25 protein-coding genes are annotated in these 23,749 nt (G+C 66.9%); 12 read left to right on the top strand and 13 right to left on the bottom strand.

Annotated elements, in window-relative coordinates; genetic code table 11:
* Window positions 1-21: 21 nt before the first annotated feature.
* Window positions 22-747, bottom strand: a complete 726-nt coding sequence (locus NDO75_RS01315) for an amphi-Trp domain-containing protein (protein ID WP_310904299.1) — start codon at window positions 745-747, stop codon at window positions 22-24.
* Between the two features lie 91 nt (window positions 748-838).
* Here NDO75_RS01315 and NDO75_RS01320 point away from each other — a divergent pair, with 91 nt between their 5' ends.
* Window positions 839-1,639 (top strand): HNH endonuclease, encoded by an 801-nt coding sequence (locus NDO75_RS01320; protein ID WP_310904300.1) that lies wholly within the window; start codon window positions 839-841, stop codon window positions 1,637-1,639.
* A gap of 16 nt (window positions 1,640-1,655) precedes the next feature.
* Here NDO75_RS01320 and NDO75_RS01325 read toward each other — a convergent pair whose 3' ends face one another.
* The 5 genes from NDO75_RS01325 to NDO75_RS01345 form a co-directional block, all read right to left on the bottom strand.
* Window positions 1,656-2,384: a nucleoside phosphorylase gene (locus tag NDO75_RS01325; protein WP_310904301.1), complete on the bottom strand. Its 729-nt coding sequence runs from the start codon at window positions 2,382-2,384 to the stop codon at window positions 1,656-1,658.
* A 125-nt stretch (window positions 2,385-2,509) separates the two neighbouring features.
* Window positions 2,510-2,812 (bottom strand): HalOD1 output domain-containing protein, encoded by a 303-nt coding sequence (locus tag NDO75_RS01330; RefSeq protein WP_310904302.1) that lies wholly within the window; start codon window positions 2,810-2,812, stop codon window positions 2,510-2,512.
* Between the two features lie 106 nt (window positions 2,813-2,918).
* Window positions 2,919-3,803, bottom strand: coding sequence for a PfkB family carbohydrate kinase (locus NDO75_RS01335; protein ID WP_310904303.1), 885 nt, complete (start codon window positions 3,801-3,803; stop codon window positions 2,919-2,921).
* Window positions 3,804-3,887: 84 nt separating this feature from the next.
* Window positions 3,888-4,709, bottom strand: coding sequence for a DUF63 family protein (locus tag NDO75_RS01340; protein ID WP_310904304.1), 822 nt, complete (start codon window positions 4,707-4,709; stop codon window positions 3,888-3,890).
* A 161-nt stretch (window positions 4,710-4,870) separates the two neighbouring features.
* A complete protein-coding gene (locus tag NDO75_RS01345; RefSeq protein ID WP_310904305.1) occupies window positions 4,871-5,914 on the bottom strand; it encodes a ribose 1,5-bisphosphate isomerase in 1,044 nt (347 codons plus the stop codon).
* Window positions 5,915-6,117: 203 nt separating this feature from the next.
* Here NDO75_RS01345 and NDO75_RS01350 point away from each other — a divergent pair, with 203 nt between their 5' ends.
* The 3 genes from NDO75_RS01350 (at window position 6,118) to NDO75_RS01360 (ending at window position 7,675) form a co-directional block, all read left to right on the top strand.
* Window positions 6,118-6,366, top strand: a complete 249-nt coding sequence (locus NDO75_RS01350; protein ID WP_310904306.1) for a hypothetical protein — start codon at window positions 6,118-6,120, stop codon at window positions 6,364-6,366.
* Window positions 6,367-6,969 carry a hypothetical protein gene (locus NDO75_RS01355; RefSeq protein WP_310904307.1) on the top strand — a complete coding sequence of 201 codons (603 nt, stop codon included), beginning with the start codon at window positions 6,367-6,369 and terminating at the stop codon, window positions 6,967-6,969.
* A gap of 139 nt (window positions 6,970-7,108) precedes the next feature.
* Window positions 7,109-7,675 (top strand): pyridoxamine 5'-phosphate oxidase family protein, encoded by a 567-nt coding sequence (locus NDO75_RS01360; protein ID WP_310904308.1) that lies wholly within the window; start codon window positions 7,109-7,111, stop codon window positions 7,673-7,675.
* Between the two features lie 309 nt (window positions 7,676-7,984).
* On the opposite strand, the gene NDO75_RS01365 is transcribed toward NDO75_RS01360, so the two are convergent.
* The gene (locus NDO75_RS01365) at window positions 7,985-9,376 is read right to left on the bottom strand and encodes an FAD-binding oxidoreductase (protein WP_310904309.1); all 1,392 of its coding nucleotides are present in this window, start codon (window positions 9,374-9,376) and stop codon (window positions 7,985-7,987) included.
* Between the two features lie 148 nt (window positions 9,377-9,524).
* Here NDO75_RS01365 and NDO75_RS01370 point away from each other — a divergent pair, with 148 nt between their 5' ends.
* Window positions 9,525-10,439, top strand: coding sequence for a transcriptional regulator (locus NDO75_RS01370; RefSeq protein ID WP_310904310.1), 915 nt, complete (start codon window positions 9,525-9,527; stop codon window positions 10,437-10,439).
* Between the two features lie 338 nt (window positions 10,440-10,777).
* On the opposite strand, the gene NDO75_RS01375 is transcribed toward NDO75_RS01370, so the two are convergent.
* Entirely contained in the window at window positions 10,778-11,020 is a 243-nt protein-coding gene (locus NDO75_RS01375) for a hypothetical protein (protein ID WP_310904311.1), read from the bottom strand.
* A 342-nt stretch (window positions 11,021-11,362) separates the two neighbouring features.
* Between NDO75_RS01375 and deoC the strand changes: the two genes are divergently transcribed.
* Window positions 11,363-11,998 carry a deoxyribose-phosphate aldolase gene (gene deoC / locus NDO75_RS01380; RefSeq protein WP_310904312.1) on the top strand — a complete coding sequence of 212 codons (636 nt, stop codon included), beginning with the start codon at window positions 11,363-11,365 and terminating at the stop codon, window positions 11,996-11,998.
* A gap of 51 nt (window positions 11,999-12,049) precedes the next feature.
* Entirely contained in the window at window positions 12,050-13,519 is a 1,470-nt protein-coding gene (locus NDO75_RS01385; protein ID WP_310904313.1) for an HPP family protein, read from the top strand.
* Window positions 13,520-13,523: 4 nt separating this feature from the next.
* On the opposite strand, the gene NDO75_RS01390 is transcribed toward NDO75_RS01385, so the two are convergent.
* The 3 genes from NDO75_RS01390 to NDO75_RS01400 form a co-directional block, all read right to left on the bottom strand.
* Entirely contained in the window at window positions 13,524-14,711 is a 1,188-nt protein-coding gene (locus NDO75_RS01390) for an NAD-binding protein (protein WP_310904314.1), read from the bottom strand.
* A 93-nt stretch (window positions 14,712-14,804) separates the two neighbouring features.
* A complete protein-coding gene (locus NDO75_RS01395) occupies window positions 14,805-15,224 on the bottom strand; it encodes a universal stress protein (protein ID WP_310904315.1) in 420 nt (139 codons plus the stop codon).
* Between the two features lie 80 nt (window positions 15,225-15,304).
* Window positions 15,305-15,532 (bottom strand): hypothetical protein, encoded by a 228-nt coding sequence (locus tag NDO75_RS01400; protein WP_310904316.1) that lies wholly within the window; start codon window positions 15,530-15,532, stop codon window positions 15,305-15,307.
* A 143-nt stretch (window positions 15,533-15,675) separates the two neighbouring features.
* On the opposite strand from NDO75_RS01400, the gene NDO75_RS01405 reads away from it, so the two are divergent.
* From NDO75_RS01405 to NDO75_RS01420, 4 genes are all read left to right on the top strand, one after another.
* Window positions 15,676-16,941 carry a potassium transporter TrkA gene (locus NDO75_RS01405; protein WP_310904317.1) on the top strand — a complete coding sequence of 422 codons (1,266 nt, stop codon included), beginning with the start codon at window positions 15,676-15,678 and terminating at the stop codon, window positions 16,939-16,941.
* Window positions 16,938-18,215: a TrkA C-terminal domain-containing protein gene (locus NDO75_RS01410; protein ID WP_310904318.1), complete on the top strand. Its 1,278-nt coding sequence runs from the start codon at window positions 16,938-16,940 to the stop codon at window positions 18,213-18,215. Before NDO75_RS01405 ends, NDO75_RS01410 begins: the two co-directional genes overlap by 4 nt.
* Before the next feature lie 31 nt (window positions 18,216-18,246).
* On the top strand, window positions 18,247-18,528 hold the full coding sequence (locus tag NDO75_RS01415) for a ubiquitin-like small modifier protein 1 (protein ID WP_310904319.1): 282 nt from the start codon (window positions 18,247-18,249) through the stop codon (window positions 18,526-18,528).
* A gap of 87 nt (window positions 18,529-18,615) precedes the next feature.
* The gene (locus NDO75_RS01420) at window positions 18,616-19,551 is read left to right on the top strand and encodes a M48 family metalloprotease (protein WP_310904320.1); all 936 of its coding nucleotides are present in this window, start codon (window positions 18,616-18,618) and stop codon (window positions 19,549-19,551) included.
* Between the two features lie 8 nt (window positions 19,552-19,559).
* On the opposite strand, the gene NDO75_RS01425 is transcribed toward NDO75_RS01420, so the two are convergent.
* Window positions 19,560-20,495 (bottom strand): GNAT family N-acetyltransferase, encoded by a 936-nt coding sequence (locus NDO75_RS01425; protein ID WP_310904321.1) that lies wholly within the window; start codon window positions 20,493-20,495, stop codon window positions 19,560-19,562.
* Window positions 20,496-20,800: 305 nt separating this feature from the next.
* A complete protein-coding gene (gene gatD, locus NDO75_RS01430; RefSeq protein ID WP_310904322.1) occupies window positions 20,801-22,066 on the bottom strand; it encodes a Glu-tRNA(Gln) amidotransferase subunit GatD in 1,266 nt (421 codons plus the stop codon).
* On the opposite strand from gatD, the gene mfnA reads away from it, so the two are divergent.
* Window positions 22,065-23,315: a tyrosine decarboxylase MfnA gene (gene mfnA / locus NDO75_RS01435; RefSeq protein WP_310904323.1), complete on the top strand. Its 1,251-nt coding sequence runs from the start codon at window positions 22,065-22,067 to the stop codon at window positions 23,313-23,315. The genes gatD and mfnA overlap by 2 nt on opposite strands.
* Window positions 23,316-23,749: the final 434 nt, after the last annotated feature.

A 23,749-nucleotide genomic window follows, 5' to 3' on the forward strand; every position in this document is an offset into this window, starting at 1 on the left:
CCGGTCGGCCACCCGCTCTCGTTACTCACGGCGGCGCTCGACGGTCGCAGTCGCGGCGCTGCGCATCACGCCTCGGGCCGCCCGTTCCGCGTTCGACCGCGACGTATATCCCTCGCCGCTGTCGGCGACGATGTTGCCGTTCCAGTGGACGAGTCGCCATCGCCACTCGCCCGCCCTGTCCTCGTATACTTCGAAGCGGCTTCGCCGGCTACCCTCGCCCGACCGGTCCTCGTCGGTCGTCTCGGCGTCCGTGCTCTCCACCGTCGCCGCCGGTTCGTCTCCGCTTTCGGTGGCGCTCCCTGCCGTTTCGTCTTCGTGTCCACCGCGGCCCGCGACGTCTTCCGGCGACATCACGGCCGCCGCCGGTTTCACATCGTCCGAGTTCGACCCGTCACCGCTCTCGGCGTCGGAATCTGGGGCTTCGTCGGCATCGCGGTCGGTGATCCGAACGCTCGAGCCGTCGGGGTCGTCCCATTCGAGATCGATCTCGAGTTCGCCGACCGGCGGCTCCGCGCCGACGTCGCGTTCGGCCTCGAACTCGGCGACCACGCCCTGCGGGACCGCGAGCCTGACCGTCTGCTCGTCGCCGTCGAGCCGGATCGGTCGGCCGTCGTCGAACGCGTCGGCGAACTCGCGGAAGACGGCGGCGAGATCCCCGCGGTCGTAGGCGCGCTCGAGGTCGAATACGTCGGCGGTCGACTCCTCCGTTGCGTCCGATCGATCGGCGTCGTCCGGTGAATCGGCCATACGGACAGTACGATCGGCCGCGAGTTAGTGTTTCGCACGCCCAGCTCGTCGCGCCGGTGCGTTTTTAGTGTCGGCCTGTCTTCGCTCGCTCGTGACTTCCCCCGACCGCCACGCCGACCGAGCGGCGGTGTTCGACCGCGACGACCGGCGCTGTCGACACTGCGCCGCGGACGGCGACGACGAATCGGTGACGCTCCGGGCGTACCCCCTCGACGACGACTCGGCGAACGACGCCCACGAGAGCTCCCTTGTCACCGTCTGTGACGATTGCTACGCGACGCTCGAGTCGGTGCCCGAACCGACCTCGATGGCGAACGACGACCTGTTTCGCCTCGTGCGCGACACGACTGGCGTCCAGAGCGCGACTATCTCGGATATCGCCGCCTTCGCGTCGCTTGCAACCTCGCTCCCCGATACGCTCGCGTCGGCGGTCGACGACGGAACCGACGTCGACCTCGACGAGTCGATCGACGAGTATCGCCACACCCGCCGCGACGTCTCCCTCGCGCTCGATATCGTCGACGCTCGGCTCGAACGCATCGCCGCGCTCGAGTCGGCCGCCGATCCCGACGTTCAGTCCTCGCTCGCCGCGTTTTCGGACGCGGCGACGGACCTGCAGTCCAGCCTCCGCCGGGTCGTCGAACTCGGCGAGACCGTCGCAACTGGACTCGACCGCTGCCACGGCTGCTTCGCCGCGCTCGAGGACGATCCCGACGCGTGTCCGACCTGCGGACTCGCCGTCCGCGAGACGGCCGACTGGCGAACCGACGACGGGACGCTCGCGTTCGATCGGCTCTTCGAGACGATCAACGAGACGCTGCAGGAGGCGTCGACGACGACCGAGACGCTGACCGATCGGACGATGACGCTCGCAGAACAGCTCACGGCATAGCGCGCGGCGGCCGGATTCAGAGGTCCGCGGCGGCCTCGAGCGCGATGTCGATCGCCCGCCCGACGTTGTTCTTCGCCTTGTCGGGGAGTTCGTCGTCCTCGGTGTCTGTCCCCTTCTGCGTGCCCTCCACGAGATTGCCGTCGACGGTACAGATCGCGCCGGCACGCAGTCCTCTGCGGCGAGCCAGCGAGAAGACGGCGGCGGCCTCCATCTCGACGGACAGCAGGCCGGCGGCCTCCCAGTCGTCGACGGCCGCGTCGGTCTCGGCGTAGTAGGCGTCGTCCGAGGCGATCGGGCCGACGTGAACGTCTTCGTCGTTTGCCTCTGCGGAGTCGACCAGCGCCGACAGCACGTCGTAATCGGGCACCGCGGGGTACTCGACGGCCTCGTACCGTTTGCTCGTCCCTTCGTTTTTGGCCGCACCGGTCGCGACGATCATGTCGCCGATCTCGATCCCCGACTGGAGCGCGCCGGTCGTCCCGACGCGGACGAACGTCTCGACGCCGACGTTGGCCAACTCCTCGATGGCGATGGCCGCGGAGGGACAGCCGATGCCCGTCGAGCAGATCGTCAGTTCTCGACCCTCGTACGTGGCGTTGACCACCTTGTACTCGCGGTTCTGTGCGACCGTCTCCGACTCGTCGCAGTGGTCCGCGATGCGATCGACCCGTCCTGGATCGCCCGGGATGAGCGCGATGTCGGTCAACTCGCCGTCCTCGACCAGCAGGTGTGGCTGCGTCGCCATACCCTCGCGTTCCGCGAGCGGCGAGAAAAAAGGTTCGAGGAAGGGCCGAGGTGCCGGAACCGCGTCGGCGATCCTCGACGCCACCCCCGTTTCCCAACGCTCGACCGCCGATCGGCACGTCCCGGTCAGTCGAGCGGGCGCACGTCGACGCGCTCGGATCGGATCGTGACCACTGCGTCGTCGGTCTCGAACTCGACGGTCCCGTTCGCCCTGGAACCGCCGCGGTTCGTCTCGGCGAAGAGACTGTCGAGTGCATCCGGATCGATGTAGTCGTATAGCTGCGTACTGGCCGCAGTGACGTCGTCGCCGTAATACTGAGCCAGCGCCATCGCAGCGGCGATACTCGGCGGTTCCTCCGCACGTCGATCGTATCGGATACGCCGTCTGATGCCGCATCCGTTAGACTCGTTTACCCTTCCTTCCGTCATGTCTCTCAGTCACGAGATCGTGACTGTTCACTCGAGTGCGCAACGTCTCCGCCTATATAACTACCGTCAGACAGCACCCGGTGAGAATCGCCCGACAGCGACCGGCTCACGACCGCCGGCCGAGCACGTCTTCGACCGCCGCCATCGTCGGCGCACTTCGCGCGCCGTCGCGGCTCGCGGTCACCGCCCCGCAGGCGTTCCCGTACGCCAGCGCACGATCGATATCGCCGTCCTCGAGCCACGTCGCGAGGAATCCCGCCGCGAAGGCGTCGCCCGCGCCGGCCGTATCGACTGGCTCGACGTCGAAGCCGGGATGCACGGCGTCGCCGTCCGGCGCGTACGCTTCCGCCCCGTCGGCCCCACACGTGACGACGACGAGTCGGTCGTCGGCGACCGCTTCGAGTCGTTCGGCCTCGAACGCCGCAGCCTCTCGATCCGTCACGAAGACGACGTCGGTGAGCGCGACCGTCTCGTCGTAGTCGCGATCCCCGAACCGGCGACCGGGATCGAAGCTGACGGTGATGCCGGCCTCGCTCGCGACCCGAGCGATCGCGGCGGCGGTGTCGGGTCGCTGGCCGGTCAGGTGGACGTGGTCGGCCGCGCGGATCCGCGCCGGCTCGAGGTCGGCGGGTGCGACGGCCTCGTTGACGCCGTCGTTGCCGAGGATCGCGACCTCGCCGGTCTCGTCGACGAGCAGGTACTTGACGGCCGTCTCGGCCCCCTCGATCACGCGCACGCCCGACAGTGAGACGCCCGCGGCCTCGAGTTCGCGGCGGGCGAGCAGGCCGTTGTCGTCGTCGCCGACGCTGCCGATCAGTCCGGTCTCGACCTCGAGGCCGGTCAGCGCCGCGGCGACGTTGGCGGCGCTGCCGCCGCCGGATTGCCGCTGCGAGTGGATCGCCGCCTCGCCGTCGGCTTCGGGGAGCCTGTCGACACGGAGGGTCACGTCCCAGTTGACGTGGCCGGCCGCGAGTACCGTGACCGGATCCATTGCACGACTAGAGGTGGACGATATCGGCCGGGAAAAACCTAGGTACTAGAACGGGCCGCGGCGGTGTGATGAGGGGGCGACTGCTCAGCCGACGATGAACAGCAGCGTGTTGTGGGTCGCCGGCCCGAGGCCGACCGCGGCGACCAGCGCGAGGATCGTTCGGGCCTGCTGGGGCCGTTCGTCGACGTACTCCCGGAAGAGCCCGAGGATGACCAGCGCGAGGGCGACCTTGACGAGGACGAACAGCCAACCGGAACCGATGTACTCCGCGGTCGGTAGCGCCTCGCCGGCCTCGAGGAGCACCAGGGAGAGCGGTACGCTCTCGCTGGCTCCGAGGACGTCGTAGCCGACGGCGGTCGTGACGCCGTCTAACGTGTGGCCGAAGACGACGAGCGCACCGGTCGCACCCGTGGTCGCCGCCACGTCGGTAAACCAGAGGCTCAGCGCGACCCAGGCGATGGCGGTGACGATGCCGGCGACGACGACGGCGATGACCGGCCAGAACGGCTCGAACGTGCCCGTCTGAACGCTGCGGAAGATCGCGAACATCGCGAAGACGGTGAAAAACGCCGTGCCGGCGATTCCGACGAACCGGGGAATGGTCGGCTGGAGCCCGCCGATGTGGAGGAAGACCCCGATGATCCAGACGGTCCCCGCGATGATCGCCGTCACTCCGTAGACCAGCGGCGAACTGAACAGGGGCTCGATACCCGCGGGAAACGCGTCCAACTTGTAGAGGACGTGGAGGCTCGCACCGAACATCATCCACGGTGCGAACGCGATGACCGTGCGGTCGGTCACCGGCGGCTCGATCGCCCACAGTAACGCGATGACGCTCCCCAGCACGACGACGACCGGAACCAGCAGGTACCACGGCGGGACGACGAACCCCTCGGGCAATACCATAGGAGAAATAGCACACACCAGTGACTAACACTTTCCGATTGTCGAAATAATCAGCATAGTTATAGCAAACCGGCGGACGATCACCCTCGTGATTCGGATGGCTCCCCGGGATCGGCGGTCGGCTCGCTCCCGACTCGAGGCGCGAACGCCGCCCCGGGCCGCTACGCGTCCCAGGGCTCGTCGGTCGTCTCGCCGAACAGTTCCCGCATGAGGATCACGATGCTCTCCGGCGGGAACTGTCCGTGCTCGGTGACGATCGCGTCGACGTATCGCGGCGGTGTCACGTCGAAGGCGGGATTCTCGACGGTCAGCCCCTCGTCGCTCGTGGCGGTCGATTCGTCGCCGTCCCGACCCTCGGCGGTCGCCCCGTCGGTATCGGTCGCATCCGCTCCATCGCCGGTGATCGCCGCGCGCTCTTCGTCCGTCAGCACCTCCCGTTCGTCCCGGCTCTCGATCTCGACGGTGTGGCCCGTCATCGTATCGGGGTGGAGCTTGATCGTCTGGGCCGCGACCATCACCGGCACCCCTCGTTCGCGGGCGTTGACCGCCAGTCCGCTCGTCCCGATCTTGTTGATCACGCTCCCGTCGGCCGCGATGCTGTCGGCTCCGACCAGTACGTGATCCGCGTCGTCCAGATAGCGTCGGGCCGCGTTGTCCGCGATCAGTGTCACCGGCACGCCCCGTTCGCGCAGTTCGCGGGCCGTGATGTGGCCCTGTTTGCGGGGCCGGGTCTCCTTGACGATCGCCTCGAGCGCTTTCCCGTCCTCGAGGGCGGCGTCGAGACACGCGAGGGCATCCGTGGAGTGACAGTGCGTGAGGACGGTGTCGCCGTCCCGCAGCCGGTTCGCGCCGATCTCGCCGAGGTTGTCCTGGGCCTGCGCGAGTTCGCGCTGGAACTGTTCGGCGCGGGCAATCGTCGACGCTCGGAGGTCGGCGACGGTTTCGCCCGCCGTTCCCCGCAGTACGTACCGGAGGGCGTTCGGGAGACTGACCGCGGTCGGGCGGGTCTCGTAGAGCGTTCGGGCGGCGGCTCGGAGCTGCCGTCGGAACGCCGCGGGGGTGTCGGCGTCAGCGCGTTCGGCTTGGGTCTCGAGGGCGGCCGCGGCCGCGTCGGCGATCGTCGCCGCGCCGCGAATCCGCATGGCGGCGATGTCCTCGGCGGTGGATTCGACGGCCGGAACGACGCCGGGATCGGCCTCTGCCATGGTAACGAATTGCACGCCGCTGCTGAAAAGGATGCTGTCGGCTGTCCCTCTCTGGAACCGGTCGCCGTCCGCCTTCACTGTCGCGTCAGGGTTGACGCTGTCTGGGCTCGAATCGAACGACAGAGCAACCGGCAGTTCTCACCGAATAGGTGCCGCAAGCGAAATCAACTCCTTCGTCGCCATCGTTCCATTCAGCGAACACAATGCCCCGCCAACTCCGCCGATGGCAGATCGTCTCGACGGTCGCCGTCCTCGTTCTTGCCGCCGTTTCGTCACTGCTCGGGTTGGTTCGTGCCGGCCACTATCATGGCCCTTCAGAAATTGTAGAAGCGTATCAAGTGCAGGACCTCACGATCCTCGTCGTCGGCATTCCCGTGATTGCTGCCGGGCTCTGGTACGCGGTCCGGGACTCGCCGCGGGGTCGAATCGTCTGGCTCGGTGGATTAGCGTAGATGACTTACATGTGGGCTAGCATCGCCATCCAGATCCCGTTCAACGAGCTGTTTCTCGTCTATATCGCGCTGTTCGGGCTCTCGCTCTTCACGCTCGTCGGCGGTACGGTAGCGACCGACGCGGAGAGAATCCGACAGGCGTTGGACGGAGACATCATCGTGCCGCTGTACAGCGGAGCGCTGACCGTCATCGGACTCGGTCTCGGGGCACTCTGGCTATCGGACGTCGTACCACCGTTACTCAGTGGGACGACGCCGGCCCTCATCGAAGAGTCCGGCCAGCAAGCGATGGCGACTCACGTCATCGACCTCGGTGTCGTGGTGCCGTCGATCCTCCTCTCAGCAATATGGTTGTATCAAGAGCGCACTTGGGGGTACGTCTTCGCCGGGATCGAGTTGGTCTTGGGTGCAACGCTCGCGGCTCCGATCGCTATCATGACGCTGGTGTTTATGACGGGCGACACCGTCAGTGTCAGCCCCATCGCAGCCGTATTCACTTTCCTGCCGGATCTCGTATCCGCGTTGCTCGCCGTAACCTATCTCCGATCGATGAGGGACCGAACGCGTTCCTCGGCGGACGAGAACCGTCAGATAGCAGAGTAGCCGTGCGGGATACAGCGCGTGAATTCAGCGGACGCGAATAGCAGTACAGTATCTCCGAAGCGTGGAATCCAGGCTTACGTGTCCGGACCTGGAGGCCCCACCTCGATTTATATTTCTGCAACTATTTCGAGTAGTCTATATGACCGACGACCCACCCGAGAACGTCTCTGATTCTATCCGCTATCAAGGCAAAGCGATCGAGGACCCGTCGTGGATTCCTGACTTTCTCGCCGACCAAGAGACAGGTGTGCTCGGTCTCGTAGACGACGACACCCCTCACCTCGTGACACAACTCTTCGTCTACGACCCCGAAGTAAGCGCTATCTTCCTACACGGTGCACAGGCCGGGCGTGCTCACGATCTAGTCGAGAACGGCGAACAGCCGCGAGCCTCTTTCACGACGAGTGAGAAGGGGCGGTACGTTCCGGCCGACGAACCGGTGAACTTCACCGTCGAATACTCGAGCGTGGTCGCCTACGGGCACATCGACTTCCTTGCTGAGCGAGAGGAGAAACGACGTGTTCTCGAGCAGTTCATGGAAAAATTCGCGCCGCAACTGACGGCGGGCGAGGACTACGAGCAGATGTCCGAGGAATCCATCGATCGGACAGCCGTGTACCGTCTCGACGTCGAATCTTGGAGTGGGAAGAAGGGATGGGAGAGCCCCGACCACCCGGACGCCTACGATTTAGACGCCGTCCAGTAACTATAGTAGCCACTGAACGTCGCTGCACACCCGACCCGACGGCAGAAGCGCGGTTCGGAGCGAGCAGCGAGCGCGAGAACCCCGGGTCGGGCGATCGGTGTGCGAATCGTTTCAGTTGTTACTACTGCGCGACTGCTTCGTTCGTTTCACACCTTTGCTGCCGAACTATCCGTTCCGTAGATATGCTTATTGATCGCTGGAATTCCTCCCAATCAGCGTATCTCTTCAAAGAGTCGTGCTGAACACAGAGCGCGTATGCATCAGCATACTGCGAATCCGGTAGTACGAAGACTACCAGAGTGTAACCTCTTAGGCAGTCGGCTTGATATTCTGGTTTAGCCGGAAGACGTTCTCTGGGTCGTACTCGTCTTTGAGCGCAACCAGCCGCTCATACGCCGGGCCAAACGTAGTCCGTAACATCTCGTCGTCCTCCTCGTGGAAGCCGGGAAAGTTCAGATAGACCGATCCATCAGAGAATTGGCGCATGTCGTCGAGGCAGTCTCGGACCCACTCGACGTTGGCGTCGTCGGTTTCGGGATTCTCCCAGTTAGCCTCCACCCCGAGGAGAAACGGTGCGTGCCGCCCAGCGAAGGCACTCTCTTCGATGCCGACGTCCGTAATCGCACCCCCGAGCTGCCAGACGTCGACCGTCGATAACGGCGACGGAGCGGCCCGAGCCCAGTATGCGATGCGGTCGATGGCCATGTTCGAAAGTCTGTCGAGGTACAGTGACTTCCAGTAGTACCGCATCCCATCGGGGTAGTCCTCATCAAGGAGTTGCTGGAACTCGACGTAGGGCATCGTCCCGCTGAAATCAGCGATCGGGTCAGCGAACTCCCGTAGGGGCTTCAGTTGGGGTTCCCCCTCGTCGGCGGGGCCAGCATAACACCCCATGATGGCGAACTTCCGCTCGTTGACCCACTCGGAAGGGAATAGCTCCTCGTCTGGAAGCTCGCCAGCGAACACGAGCGTGCTGATCTCGTCGGGAGCGTTCGCAACGAACTCCTGATAGGCCCGCAGCACCTCGGTCAGCCGGTCACCGGGATAAAACACGAGGCAGGTCGCTACGTCCGGACCGACGGGGTGAAGTTCGAACTCGAATCCAGTGACGATACCGAAGTTGCCACCGCCCCCGCGCAACCCCCAAAACAGGTCTTCGTTCTCGTCGGCGCTGGCCGTCAGGTACTCGCCCTCCGCGGTGACCAGATCGACCGACCGGAGGTTGTCACAACTCAGGCCGTACTTGCAGCGCAGGTGTCCGATCCCGCCACCAAGCGTCAACCCGGCGATGCCGGTGTCCGAAACGACACCGCCGGGTGTCGCCAGACCGAACGCCTGTGTTTCGTGGTCGAGATCTGCCCATGTGGCACCGGCCTGAACCCACGCAGTCCGTGTCTCTGGATCAACACGGACGCCAGTCATCTCCGAGAGGTCGATGACGAGCCCATCATCGCAGACGGCCGTGCCAGCAACGTTGTGCCCGCCGCCACGCACCGCCACGAGAACACCGTTCTCGCGGGCGAAGTCCACGGCACTGATGACGTCTGCGGCACCTGCACACTGCGCAATGAGTCCCGGCCGTTTATCGATTATCCCGTTCCAGACGGCACGGGCGTCGTCGTAGTCGGGGTCGTCAGGGCGAATCAGGTCTCCATGGAATCCGGCATCGAACTGTTCGTCGCCGATTTCGTGCCTTGCCATATCATATCGAAGGATCGCCTGGATTTTGGCCTCACCTATCAAGTAGCGTTCGACGGCGTGAACAGCGTTTCAGCACGTGAGACGTGTTTCAATTCATGACAGGAAGAGTTACGATCTGTGCTCCCGTCTCTCTAACAGAGGGATTCCGATGGAGCCCCACGAAGACGAAACGGACTCCGAAGACTCGACTCCGCCACCCAGCTCACCGGTTCTAGAGGCTCTCCTGGAGAACGAGCGAAACAGACGGCATCTCGGCCAGCGGCTGAACGCGGCGGGCGACCGCGTCGACACGGACCGGCTCGGTGACATCGTCCGACATGGACCAGTACTGGAAGTGCTTCGTCAGGAGTCGCTCGACCGCGGAGAGATCGAGGAGCGTCTCGACGTCTCGCGGGCGACGAGCCACCGCTTCACGAAGTGGCTCGACGAGCAGGGGTTCGCCCAGAAGGTCGACGGCCGGTTTCAGTTGACCGGGCGGGGTGAGGCTGTCGCCGACGAGGTGCTTCGGTTCGAGGCGAACGTGCGAACCGTCCACCGGATGGCACCGCTGCTGGATCTTATCTGTGAAGACCACCAAGAGTTCGTCGTCGAACCGTTCGTCAACGCGACGGTCACTGTGGCCAAGCCGGACGATCCGTACCGGCCGCTCGAGCGGTTTATGTCGCTGGTGGACGAATCCGACGCCTTCCGCGGATTCAATACGACGCACATGGCACCGCTTGTCTTGGGTGAATTCCACCAGCGGGTGTTCGACAGAACCGACACCGAAATCATCTACCTTCCCCATATCGTCGAGAAACTCTTCGAGACGTATCCAACGCAGGCGACCGAGGCGGTCGAGAGAGGCCACTTGACCCTCCGGACGCGCGACGATCTTCCCTACGGACTCGTCATCTTCGACGAACGTGTGGGAATCGGTGGGTACGATGAGTCGACGGGCCAGATGCGAGTGTTTGTCGACACGGAGTCACCCATCGCTCGGGAGTGGGCCGAGCGCGTCTACGCGTCGGTCAGAGCCGATTCCGAACCGCTCGCTGATGAACGAATCGATTCGATCCCCTGAGAGCTTCTTTCCGGCCGCTTCAGATGTTGCAGGGGAGAAACAGATATCGCTTTGCTGAACTAATGCTCTATATTCGGCAGGCGGCTTCTGGCATAGCTCGGACAGATCGATAGCCCCTTCGGTAACTGCTTGCTCTGTACTGAGCGATACTACCGCTGCAACGCAAGCCGACTCTCGAGGGGCGGTCGCGTTTCGTCTCCGGTCGTGCCCTACTACTATCGCCGCAGTTGACAGACGCGACACTGGTTCACATCCGTATCGAACGATCCCGTTGTACCGTCGCTCACTGGAAAGGCTTCCCCACCGTGAAAACGATGCCGTCGCGCATCCCCGATGCGTCACTCGGACCGATCCCCCTTCCCCTCGAGCAGTCCCCTCGAGACCCGACACCCGCACGGACTCGCCTCGTGGGTCGTCGGGCCGTAGCTCACGAGCAGCGCGATCGGGGTGTCACAGCGCGGGCAGGGGACCGATCCTCGCCCCGCCGGTGCGGAACTGGCGGCGATCGAGTCGGCGTCGACGGTCAGTGCCTCGGTCGCGGCCGGTTCGGTGTCGCTCTCGGCCGATTCGTCGTCGCTCATGGTCCCCTCCGGACGCGAGTCCGTCGGTGGGGGAGCGGCGCTGGCGCTATCGATAGTCGGACGCGATACTGTCGTCGTGCGAGACGTTTATGTCTCGGTGGCAGTAAGCGAAACATGGCTTGCAAAGCCGTGGTAGGCTTGGAAGCCAGGCTCGGGTGTCTCCGCACCCGGGCGTTTTCGCACGCCTCGCTGGAGCTGGCTTCCGGATTTCTGTTCTACGAAATTTACCTTGTAATTATTGGAAACTAGCCACGGCGGCCCCTCGAGCCGCGGCTCCGATCCCGGCCGCCGAGCAGCAAACCAACCGGGCGGCTTTTCACTCGTCGCGGAGTCGGCCCGCGTATGGACCGCAGCGAACTCGCCCCCCTGATCGATCACACCGTCCTCGGCCCCGAGACGACGACGGCCGACGTGCGGACGGTCCTCGACGAAGCTCGAGAGTACGGGATGAACGCCTGTATCCCGCCGTACGCCGTCGAAGAGGCGGCCGACTACGCGCCCGAGGTGACCCTCGCGACGGTCGTCGGCTTCCCCCACGGCCAGCACAGCCACGAGATCAAGCGCCGCGAGGGCGTGATCGCCTGGCAGGCCGGTGCGGACGAACTCGACGTCGTGATCAACGTCGGTCGCCTGCGGGCGGGCGAGGACGACGTCGTCCGGGCCGAACTCGCCGAACTCGTCGCCGCGGTGCCGATTCCGGTGAAGGTGATCATCGAGACCGCGCTGCTCTCCGACGCGGAGAAACGCCGGGCCTGCGAGGCCGCCGTCGCGGCCGACGCGGCGATGGTGAAAACGTCGACGGGCTTCGCCGACGGCGGCGCGACCGTCGACGACGTCGCGCTCATGCGCGAGTACCTGCCCGTCAAGGCCAGCGGCGGCATCGGCAGCTACGACGAGGCCGTCGCCATGCTCGAGGCCGGAGCCGACCGGATCGGTGCCTCGAGCGGCGTCGCCATCCTCGAGGGCGCACCGGAGTAGTCCCGAAGCCGAACAGTTTTGGACCAGCCGGAAGTACATTCGAGGTAACTGATGCGCGAGGGTATGCGGGCGCGCGTTCGCGCGTTCGCGAGACGGCTCCGACGACTCGAACGACGCGAGCTCGACGCCTTCCGCCGGTGGCTCGAGCACACGGGCAACCTCCTGCATCTCTCGGTGCTCGTCTTCGTGCCGCTGTTGCTCGCGGTGGTGACGTGGCTGGCGAACGTGACGGCGGCGATTTCGTTCCTGCTCTTTCCCCCGCTCGCGTCCGGGACGTACACGCTCTTTGCCGATCCCGAGGGGACGTACTCGACGCCGAGGAAGTTCGTCGGCGGGATGACCGTCGGCGCGCTCTGTGGCTGGCTCGCGATCGCGCTCACGACTGCGATCGGGCTCCCCGCAGGGACGATCAGCGCGTCCGGTGCCGCCGTCGGCGTCTTCCTCACCGGGGCCTGCACCTGGGCCCTCGACCTGGAGGAGCCGACGGCGTTTTCGACCGCGCTGCTCGTCCTCGTAACTGGGAACGCGCAGTTCGCCTACGTCCTCGGGATCGTCGTCTCGAGTTCGTTCGTCGCGGCCGCGTTCGTCGTCTGGCGGCGTCACTTCTACGAACAGCGCGCTCACTATCTCTACGGGACGACGAGCGGTGACGATCACGTCCTCGTGCCGATGGACGACGGCGACGAGACGGTCGCCCGGTTCGCCGCGTCGATCGCCGGGGCACACGACGCCGGAAAGGTCGTCCTCTTCACCGTCGTCGACGAGGCGGCGGCCGCGCGAGCAGGAGGCGAATCGGCCGAAAACGACGCGTCAGTAGAGGTCGTCGACGCGCAGGCCACCACCGACGGCGGTGCGGACGACCTGGCTGCCGCCGCGGAACGCGCGGCGGACGAGGCCGCCGACCGCCTCGAGTCGCTCGCGGTCGACCTCGAGTCCACCTACAACGTTCCCTGTGAGGTCGTCGTCGCCGCCGACGGGGGGCTGTCGGCCGGGCTGGTGCTGCAGACCGCTCGGCGACAGAACTGTGACCTCATCGTCGCACCCTACGCCGAGGACGACCGCGGCGCGCTCTCGTCGTTCATCAGGGGACTGTTCGAGAGCGAGATCGACGTCATCGCCTTCCGGCCGAACGAGGTGCGCCGGCGGTGGCGACGCGGCCTCGTCGCGGTCCGAGGCGCCGGCGACACCGCCCGGGCGATGCTCGACTTCGCCCTCCGGGTGACCGAAGTCGGCCGCACGGTCAGCGTCTGTACCTGCATCGATAGCGAGTCCCAGCGCCGTCAGTCCGAGAACACGCTCGCAGACCTCGTCGACGCTTTTTCGGGTCGGTTCGAGACTCACGTCGCAACCGCTTCGGTCGAGTCCTACCTCGCCCGGGCCGCGCCACAGTACGACGTCTGCTTCGTCGGCTCGAGCACCGACCGGTCGGCGGCCTCGCGGTTCGTCTCGCCGCCGACGTTCCGAAAGCTCCGCGACCTCGAGACAGACGTGGCGATCGTCCACCGGGGTCGCCACCGGTAGCCGGTTACTCGCTCTCGAGGATGCGATCGACCAGCGCTGTCTCGTCGCTGCCCAGCGCCGACTGGACCAGCAGGTGGCCCCCGAGTTGCGCGGGACTGATGACCGAGTCTGCGCCGGCGCGCTCGAGCTTCTTGACGTTCTCGCGGTCGGTCGCGGCCGCGACGATCCGGGTGGTCGGCGCGAGTTCGCGCGCGGTAAGGACCGTCAGCGCGTCCTCGGCGTCGTGGTTCGTCGCGACGAGGATCGCGGCCGCGCGCTCGATCTTCGCGCGCTTGAGCGGTTCCTCGTCGCTCGGGTCGGCGGTGATGACCTGTACGCCTCTGTCGGAAAGCATCGTTGCGGCCTCGCGGTCGGTGGTGACGACGACGAACGAGCGGCCGCTGTCCGCGAGTTCGTCGACGATCGGTTCCGTCAGTTCGCCGTAGCCGAGCACGAGGATGTGCTCGTCGAGCAGTTGGAGCTGTGATTCGGTCATTTTTCCGAGTGTTCTCGAGATGCGGTCCTGGATCAGCGGGCCGACGAGCGCCCCGATGGCGATACCGAAACTGGCGACGCCGAGGATGAGCACGGACATCGTGAACAGCATCCCCTGGACCGACCCCGAGTTCGGCGTCACGTCGCCGTAGCCGACCGTACTCGAGGTGATCAGCGTGAAGTAGAAGGCGTCGAGAATGGTGCTGATTTCGTCGAAGTGGTCCCGGAGGGCGTAGCCGCCGATGGTGCCGTAGAGCTGGACGCCGACGAGTGCGGACCCGGCCGCGATCTGGGTCGTCGACAGCGAGAGCGGTTTGTCGAACCGGCTGCGTGTCACCAGGAGGGCCGGGATCGAAACGACAGAGAGGACGACCAGCGGTAACGAGTATTGGCTCGACTGGAGGAGTCCCTGTGCCGCAGTCAGCGGCAACAGCAACAGCGTCGCCCACCAGCCGGCCCGGAGTCCGCGTCGGAGGGCCAGCGCGCTGCCGACCATCATGAAGCCGGTGAGCGCGCCGGTGAAGGCGGCGGCGTTCCGGACGGCGTCGGGAACGTATTCCGCGAGCGGGCCGCCGACGTTGTTGATCCCGATATTGACGACGGCAGTCGCAACGGAGAGGAGGGCGACTAGAAGAACGGTGATGACGGCCGCCCGCGTCGTGAACACTCGCCGCCAGTTCTCCGGCAGTCGTTCTCGAAGCGACCGGTCACCGACCATACTCTCCGCTGAGCGTCGGGGTTAGTTAAACGTCCCCGTCTCCGCTCGCCGTCGCAGCCGGTGAGCGATCGGCGCGGATCGCTCCGAAATCGCTCAGCGAACGACCGTCACCGGGACGGGCGAGCGCTTGAACACGGTCTCGGCGACGTTTCCGACGAACAGCCGATCGATCATGTCGCTGCTGTGGCTGCCTATCACGACCGTTTCGTAGTCCTCGGCGCGAGTGATGATCGCCCGCGCGGGCCGACCGACCGTAACGGCGGTGTCGATCTCGGCGTCGTACTCGGCGGAGATCTCACGAGCGCGCTCGAACACCGGCGCGGCGCGTTCCTCCGCGGCCACCTCGATGTCGTCCTCGAACGCGATACTCATCGCTTCCCCCATCATGACCGAGGGCTCGCCGACGACGCTGAGGACGGTCACCGACGCGTCGGGATGGTTCTCGAGTGCGTACTCGAGGGCGCGCTCGGACAGCGTGGAGCCGTCCATCGGGACGAGAACTCGAGAGAGCATACGGGCGCTACGACGAGTGCGCGAATAAATCTCACTCAGTCGAACGGTCCAAGTCGATCGATTCGCGCCCCGGTGAGCGGTTATTTCGGCAACTCGATCTGGTGGGCCTCCTCGGAGAGGTCGTCGGTCGAACTCACCGGTCCGCGCAGGAAGATCGTCTGGTAGATCAGCGCGATACCGATGAGCGCCGACGCCGGCACCGTGATCGCCGTCGAGATCGTCGTCACGGCCCCGATACCGAACCCCAGCAGCAGGCTCGCCAGAACGCCGAGAAGGATCAGGTCGTAGTACTTGATCGAGATCGCCATAGACGACGGTACGAGGCCGGCGAGCAAAAATTCGCTCCCGGCCCCCGCTGTCCGCCGCCTCCGATCGCCGCCGACCTCACGAGCGCTGCCCGTCCGGTGGACGTGTCGGTGCAAATTTAACGGTTCCGCGCCACAGGCAGACAATGCCATCCCTTCCGGTCGAAGTGCTACTCGGCCTCTATCTCGGCCTCTTGACCGGCATCGTTCCAGCGTTCGTCGCCGGCTCGCTGGGTTTCCTCGTGCGGTACTTCACGGGCGTCACGCTGCCCGGCTTCGGTGTCGTCGTCCTCGCGCTTTCGATCGCCAGTGTCCAGGGCGGCCTGCTCGGCCTCGTCGAGCCGACGATCGCCCAGTCCCCGCGGTTGCTGGTCGCCGTGCTGGTCGTACTCATGCTCGCGCTCTACGCCCACAATCAGGGCGACAAACTGGGGTCGGAACTCCCCCGCCGACTCTCGCTGACCTCGCTGCGCCAGCGGACCCTCTCGGCCGACGTGGTCGAACTCGTCGGCGCGGTCGGGCAGGTCACCGTCCGCCCGACCGGCGAAGTCCGCGATATGGAGGGGTACCCGCAGCTGTCACCCGACCTCCGCCGTACCCTCAAGTCCGGCTCGTGGCGGCTCCCCGCCGATCTCCCCCTCTCGGAACTCGAGGCCCGCCTCGAGGAGCGCCTCCGAACGGACCACGACCTGGCAGACGTCGACGTCGCGATCAGCGAGCGCGCCCGAGCGACGATCGCGGCGGCACCGCCGTCGGGAAGCCTCTCGCGGCGCGTCACGGCGGGCCGGCGGGCCGTCTCGCTCGCGACGCTGGTTCCGACGGGCCTGGCCCGCGGCGACGAGGTGACCGTCCGAACCGGCGAGCGCTCGATCACCGGGACGGTGCTGAGCGCCCGGACCGAGATCGACGACGAGCAGCCCGCCACCCCCCTCGAAGCGCCCGCGGACGACGATGCCGCAGCCACCGACGGCGGCGAAGCGCTCGAGCCGGTCGTCCCCGAGCCGAAGCCGAACGCGGCGACCGCCGGCGGATCGGGCCGAGTCACCATCGCCGTCGCGCGCCGGGAGGTGAAGGCGCTGCTCGAGGCCGACTCGCCGCGGCTGGTCGTCCGCTCCCGCGGGACCAGCCGCGAGTTCGAGGCGTTCTCGCTGGTCAAACGCGAGGGGTACGCCGTCCGCCGGCTCACCGTCGGCGCGGCCGGCACGGGCGTCGGGGCAGACGACGTCGCCGCGCCCGCGGCAGCCGACGTGACGGTCCTCGCGGTGCGGCGTCAGGGAAGCGAAACCGGCGGCCGCCGCCACGGCTGGGTGTTCGGCCCGGGCATCGAGCGCCGGCTCGAGGCCGGTGACGAGGCCTTCGTCGCGGGTCCCGAGGAAGCGACCGAGACGTTCGTGGAGGCGGTCGCGCGATGATCGAGCCAGTTCTCGCCCAGACGATTCCGACCGAGACGCTGGTGACGGCGCTCGTCCGAATCGCCGGTTTCGCCGCGCTGGCGGCCGGCGCGGCGGCCGTCGCAGCGTTCACTTACCGGTGGTACAGCGCGAATCCGATTGCGGACGGGGTCGCCGTCCTCGTCGGCGTTACGGTCGTCGCGCTCTGGCTGAACACACAGACCGCGCTGCAGCAGGCGATCATCGGCAATACTGGACTGCTCGAGCCAGGTACCGCGGTCTACACCGTCGGGGCGTTCGTCGCCAGCGCGATCGCCGCCGACGCGGGACGTCGGCTGGGCGATTTCCTCGCCCGCGACGTGTTCATGGTCGCGACGCCGCGGACGATCACCGAGGTCAGCCAGCTCGTGCGCTCGGCCGGCCGGGTGATCACCGTCGACCTCCCCGCGGAGATCGACGACATCGACGGCTACGACCCCGTCGACGAGTCGGTCAAGGCGGAACTCGCCGAACAGACCTTGCTCTTCCCGCGTCGGCTCACCGTCGACCAACTACGAGAGCGGCTGATCGCCCGCCTCGAGCGCGACTTCGGGGTCGGCCACGTCGACGTCGACCTCGACGCGGACGGAACGATCGATTACCTCGCAGTCGGCGGCCGACAGGCCGGTATCGGCCCGACGCTCGCGCCGGGCACCGTCGCCGTCGCGCTCGAGGCCGATCCCGCAGCCGACGCCAGCCCGGGCGACGCGGTGCGCATCTGGACGCGCGACGAGGGGAGCGGTACCGCCAGACGGGTCGCCGGCGGCGAACTGCGCGCGACCGCCGACGACGTGGCGACGGTCGCGCTGGACGACGACGACGCCCGCGATCTCGAGCCCGGCCGGGAGTACCGGCTCGTGACCCTGCCGGGCAGCCCGGACGCCGAACGAGATCTCGTCTCCCTGCTCCGGGCGGCCGACGAGACGGTGACGACCGTCGCCATCGAAGCTGACGATCCGTTCGTTGGCGTGACGATCGACGCGCTGCCGGTGCTAGTGCTAGCCCTCGAGCGCGAGGGCGACGGCGACGAGACCCTGACCCTGGCGCTGCCGGCCGGCGACGTTCGACTCGCGGCCGGCGACGTCGCCTACGTGCTCGGCCGGCCCGACGCGCTGCGCCGGGTGACCGAGCGGACGCTGACCGTGGCGCGGGACGAGGACGGGACAGCCACAGCCGATCGGGAACCGGACTCGAGCGCCCCCGAGGAGCCGGACGCCGACCGCGAACGGGAGCCGGAACGGCCGCGGGAGCGGTAGCTACTTGCCGCCGGCACCGATAGCGCCACGTATGCCCACGGAGTGGAAGCTGTTCGCCGATCTCGCCGAACGCGCGGGCGACAAACACGTGACCGTCGACGCTGGGGCCGGCGACACCGTCGGCGACGCGCTCGAGCAACTCGTCGCGGACCGCCCCGACCTCGAGGGACGCGTGCTCGAGGACGGCGAGTTGCGATCGCAGATCAACGTGTTGCGAAACGGCACGAACGTGCTGGTCGAGGAGGAAGGGATGGCGACGGAGCTCGAGGAGGGCGACGAGTTAGCGCTGTTTCCGCCGGTCAGCGGCGGATAATCGACGCGTCGTCGTTCCGAGTCGGGCACCGTCCCCGCTCGAGGAGTCGTCGAATCGATTAACTGTTCTCGATCGAAACCGGTAGCCGTGCGAGTACGAACCACGCTCAGTCTCGCGGTCCGGGCGATCGGTGCCGCCGCGATCGGCCTCGGCACGCTCGCGGCTCTCGGGCTCGTTCTCGCGATCCTCGGGGGGCTCGCGATCGGCGGTCTCGTCGTCGCCGCAGTCGGCGCGGCGGTCGATCCCGGCCCGTGGGTGCTCGTCGGTGCGTTCCTCCTCGGGACGGCCCTCACGTTGCTCACGTGGGCCGCCGTCGTGCGGCGCGCGGTCCGCCGGAGCCGCCGTCGGCTGCTCCGCGAGACGGAGCCGATCGACCCCGAGGAGAGCGGTCGCGTCGAATCGTCGGCGTCCAGGCTCGCGGCGCAGTTCGATCTGCCTCTGCCGGAACTGCGACGCCATCCCGCGGCGACCCCGATCGCGTGTACCACCTCGAGCAGCGGCGAGCCGGTCGTCGTCGTCTCCGCCGGCCTGCTCGAGGCGCTACCCGATCCGGAACTCGAGGCGGTGCTCGCCCACGAACTCGCTCACGTCGCGAACGACGATCTGCGACTGATGACGTGGGTGCTCGTCCCGTTGGTCGCGTCGGAGGAGTTCTTCGAGATGATGGACGACGATGACGACTTCGATCCAGGTGTCCTCCCCTGGCTCGCGGCCGGCTGGCTGCTGACGGTCAGTTCGACTCTCGGGGTCGGGCTGTTCTCCCGCGGACGGGAGTTCGCGGCCGACCGGGCGGCCGTCGCCGCGACCGGCGATCCGGGCGCGCTCGCAGCCGCGCTCGAGCGACTCGATTCGTCGACCGCGGTGCCCCCGCCGGACGACCTGCGGAAACACGCCGGCTCCGTGGACGCGATGTCCGTCCTTCCGACGCTGGATCCGGAGCGCGACGGTGGCGGCGGGCTCTTGGCGACTCACCCCGCGACGGAGCGGCGACTCGAGCGGTTGCGACGGCTGGCGGCCGAATAACGTCGGCGTCAGTACGTCGTGAGGTCGATCCCCAGTACGAAGTCCGGCTCCTCCGAGATCGCGGCCCCCGTCGCTGCGGCGTCGGTAACGAACCGGGCTGTCTCGGGAATCGCGATGCGAGTCGCATCGGCCTCGAGCGCGGCCGCGTCCCTGGCGACGGCGGCGAACAGCGAGCGCGCAGCGTCGACGCCGTCCCACGCGCCGAGGCCGTACTCGGCCCACGTCTCCGGTTCGCCCGAATCGGTCTCGTCGGCCGTTCGCTCGACGGTCCGCGTTCTGTAGCCGACGCCCGCGAGCCCGTCATCGCTCTCGACCGCGAACACGGCCGTCTCGTCGGCCGACCGTTCGAAATCGTCCCGCGTGAGTTCCCGGACGGCCCACGATTCATCGGGTGCGAGCCCCAGCCCGTCGAGGTGGTCGCGCGCGTCGCTGTGAGTCCAGTACCGCCAGGCAGCGGTGGGGTCACTCGAGACTCGATGCGGCCCCTCGGCGTCCGGATCGGGTTCGGGGTGGGCGAAGCGGAACTCGGTGACCGGCTCGTAGCCGCTGGCTCGCGCCGCACCCAGCGAGACCGCGTTCCAGGAGAAGACCATGACCCGGCCGACGGTCGCGCCCTGCTCGCGGCCCCACTCGAAGGTCGCCTCGTTCAACCTGCTGCTGACGCCCCGACGGCGGTGGTCGGCCGCGACGCGCATCCCCTGGAACCAGGCCTCGTCCTCGGAGAGCATGACGCCCTGCACGATGCCCGCGGCCTCGCCGTCGACCACCGCGAGGAAGGTCTTCTTGCCCTGGCCGGGCTCGTCCTCGAGCCAGTCGTGGTAGATCCGCGGGATGTAATCGCCGCCGCGCTCGGGCCAGATGTCGCTCGTGAAGTCGGCGACGGCCTCGTAATCGCCGTGGGTGGCGCGGCGGATCTCGATGGGAGGATCGGAATCGGATGACATCGTCCGTCGAACGGTCGATGGTAACGCGACCGCGCGGGAAAGAACTTCGCAGGCTCTCGAGACGGAGACACGTCGTCAGCTACAGATCGGCGAACGGCCATACGGTGGCGCGCGCCGTCGAGTGATGAACGAAGTGAATCACGAGACGAAGCCGTGCGAGGGATGAGCGAACGCCGTGAGGCGTGAGTGAATCGGCTGGGGAGGGCGTGGAAATCCCATGCCACCACGATAGCAGAACACCGTCCCACTACTCACACTCGAGCCATCGTTTCAGGTACAGCCGACCGCTTCGAGAAGAATTCGTCCTACTCCCAGGGGACCGACCGCTCCTGAATCTCGCCGGCCAGCGACGTGCCCATCGCCTCCTCGACGTTCTCGCTGTTCTCGAGGGCCCACATCAGCTTCACTTTCGCCGTCCCCGGCAGCGTATCGCCGGCTTCGACGACGCCCGCCTCGAGCAGGTCCCGGCCCGTATCGTAGACGCGGTCGCAGACGCGTCCCTCGAGACACTGGCTGGTCATGGCGACCGTCGTCCCGTCCTGGACGAACTCCTCGATGCGGGGAATCAGATCGGTGTGGACGTGACCGAGGCCGGTCCCCTCGATGATCAGGCCCTCGCTGCCCTCGACCACGTCGAGGAACGCGGGGTCCATGCCGGGCGTGAACTTCAGGAGTTCCACGTCGTCCTCGAGGTCGAGGTTGCGCTCGAGGTCGACCGCGTCGCGCTCCCGATAGTCGCGCCGGAACGAGACCGTCTCCTCGCCGCTCGTCTCGTAGTCGACTTCGCCCAGCGGCGCCGCGCCGACGGTCTCGAAGGCGTCCCGTCGGGACGTGTGGTTCTTTCGAACGCGCGTTCCGCGGTGGAGCGCACAGCGGTCGTCGGATTCGGTGGCGTGCATGCAGACCAGCACCTCCGCGCAGTCGCTCTTGGCGGTCTCGACGGCCGAGACGGCGTTCATCACGTTGTCCGAGGACGGCCGGTCCGCCGAGCGCTGGGAGCCGGTGAAGACGATCGGCACCGGCGTCTCGAGCATAAAGGCGAGCGCGGCGGCGGAGTACTGCATCGTGTCGGTGCCGTGCATGACGACGACGCCGTCGGCACCGGCCTCGATCTCCTCGTAGACGGCCCGTGCGAGGTCCCGCCAGAGCGGGGGTTCCATGTTCTCCGAGAGAATGTTGGCGACGACGCGGCCGCGGTAGTTCGCCCGGCCTGCCAGATCCGGCACCGCGCGCAGGACGTCCTCGGCGTCGAACTGGGCCGTCACAGCGCCGGTTCGGTAGTCGACCGTCGAGGCGATCGTCCCGCCGGTCGAGATCAGCGAGATCGTCGGCAGGTCGTCGTCGAACTCGATCTCGGAACTGGCTTCCTCGTCGGGCCCCGTCGAATCAGTCCCGTCGATCTCGTAGACGTCCTCGGCGAGGACGGACACGTCGGCCTCGTCGCGGTCGACGCCGACGTTGTAGCCGCCCTCGAGTTTCACCACGAGGTGGTCGTCCGTGCTCGAGGGGAGCAACACGCCTTCGTACGTGCGATCCGCGCGGTCGACGCGGACGCGGTCGCCTGGGTTCATGCCTGGCAGTTGCGCGGCTCCGGACTTGAAGGCACGCTTTCCGTCTCACGGCGATCGATCCGGGCGTACCGACCATCCCGGCCGGAGTCGAGCGTGGAAACGCCGCTCTCGAAAAACGTCGCTAAACGCAACAAATAAACCGACGACGGAGTACATACGTGATATGCAAATCGAGCCGCAAGCGTTCGACCGGGTTCTCTCGTCGATGTGTACGGAACCCCACCCGGCGGCGCGCGACGCGGCCGAGCGGTTTCTCGCGACGAACCCCGGTGATCCCGGCACCTACCCGAACGTCTCAGCGCTCGAGGACGACGCCGTCGCCCTCCTCGGTGAAATCGCGGGCATGGATCGCCCGGCCGGCTACATCACCAGCGGCGGGACCGAGGCCAACATTCAGGCCGTCCGAATCGCCCGCGAGCGGGCCGAGAGCCGAACTCCGAACGTCGTCATGCCCGAGTCGGGTCACTTCAGCTTCCAGAAGGCCGCCGACTTGCTCGGCGTCGAACTGCGAATCGTGCCGACCGACGATCGTCACCGGGCCGACCTCGAGGCCGTCCGCGCCTCGGTCGACGACGACACCGCCGCGGTGATCGGCGTCGCGGGGACGACCGAGTACGGCCGCGTCGATCCGATTCCGGAACTCGCCGAGATCGCCAGCTCGGCCGGTGCGATGTGCCACGTCGACGCCGCCTGGGGCGGCTTCGTCCTCCCCTTTACCGACTATGACTGGCACTTCGGTCACGCCGCGGTCGACACGATGGCGATCGACCCGCACAAGATGGGGCAGGCCGCGGTTCCCGCCGGCGGACTGCTCGTCCGCGACCCCACGTTGCTCGACGAACTTGCCGTCGACACCCCCTACCTCGAGTCGACCTCTCAGGCGACGCTGACCGGGACCCGCTCGGGTGCCGGCGTCGCCAGCGCCGTCGCGGCGATGGAAGAGCTGTGGCCCGAGGGCTACCGCCGCCAGTACGTCCGCTCGCAGAACAACGCCGAGTGGCTCGCCGACGCCCTGGAGAAGCGCGGCTACCGGGTCGCCGACCCGACGCTGCCGCTGGTCGCAGCCGACGTACCTCGATCGACGTTCGACGCCCTCCGGGCCAAGGGCTGGCGCATTTCGCGGACTGCGACCGGCGAACTTCGTGTCGTCTGTATGCCCCACGTCACCCGCGAGATGCTGGCCTCCTTCGTCGGAGATCTAGATCGGCTCGAGGTGCGCGCGAGCGTGCCCGTCGCCAGCGACGACTGACCGGCTCGAGTCCGACCGCGTCGCTTTCGATCGCCGGTACCGGCGATCTCAGCCGGTACCTGTCGGTGGCCAACTCGCTCGCGGCCGCCGATCAGTGGCGGCATAGCTACAGTCGGTTGGCGGACCCGCGTTCCGCTCGGGAGATCTTGTTGAAGCAGCGAAAGCAACGATAGAACCGCTTCGCGCCCTCCTCCGTGGAGCGAGGGTATCCGTGCGTTCGTAGCTTCGTCACGAGATACGTACTCCCGCAGTTCGGACAGTCGGGCGTCTGGAACATGATGTCTAATTTGCCGTATGTTGGCACTATATCTCCAGATCTATAACTCTCAGCACTTTCGCCCGCATAATTCCAAGATGCGGTCTTTCTGGCCGCACTTTGGGTTTGTAGGACCGATTGGACGGACGACTCCGCCTCTCACCTCGAGCCGGGGCCG

It is taken from the genome of Natrinema sp. 1APR25-10V2 (assembly GCF_031626495.1).
Classification (GTDB): domain Archaea; phylum Halobacteriota; class Halobacteria; order Halobacteriales; family Natrialbaceae; genus Natrinema.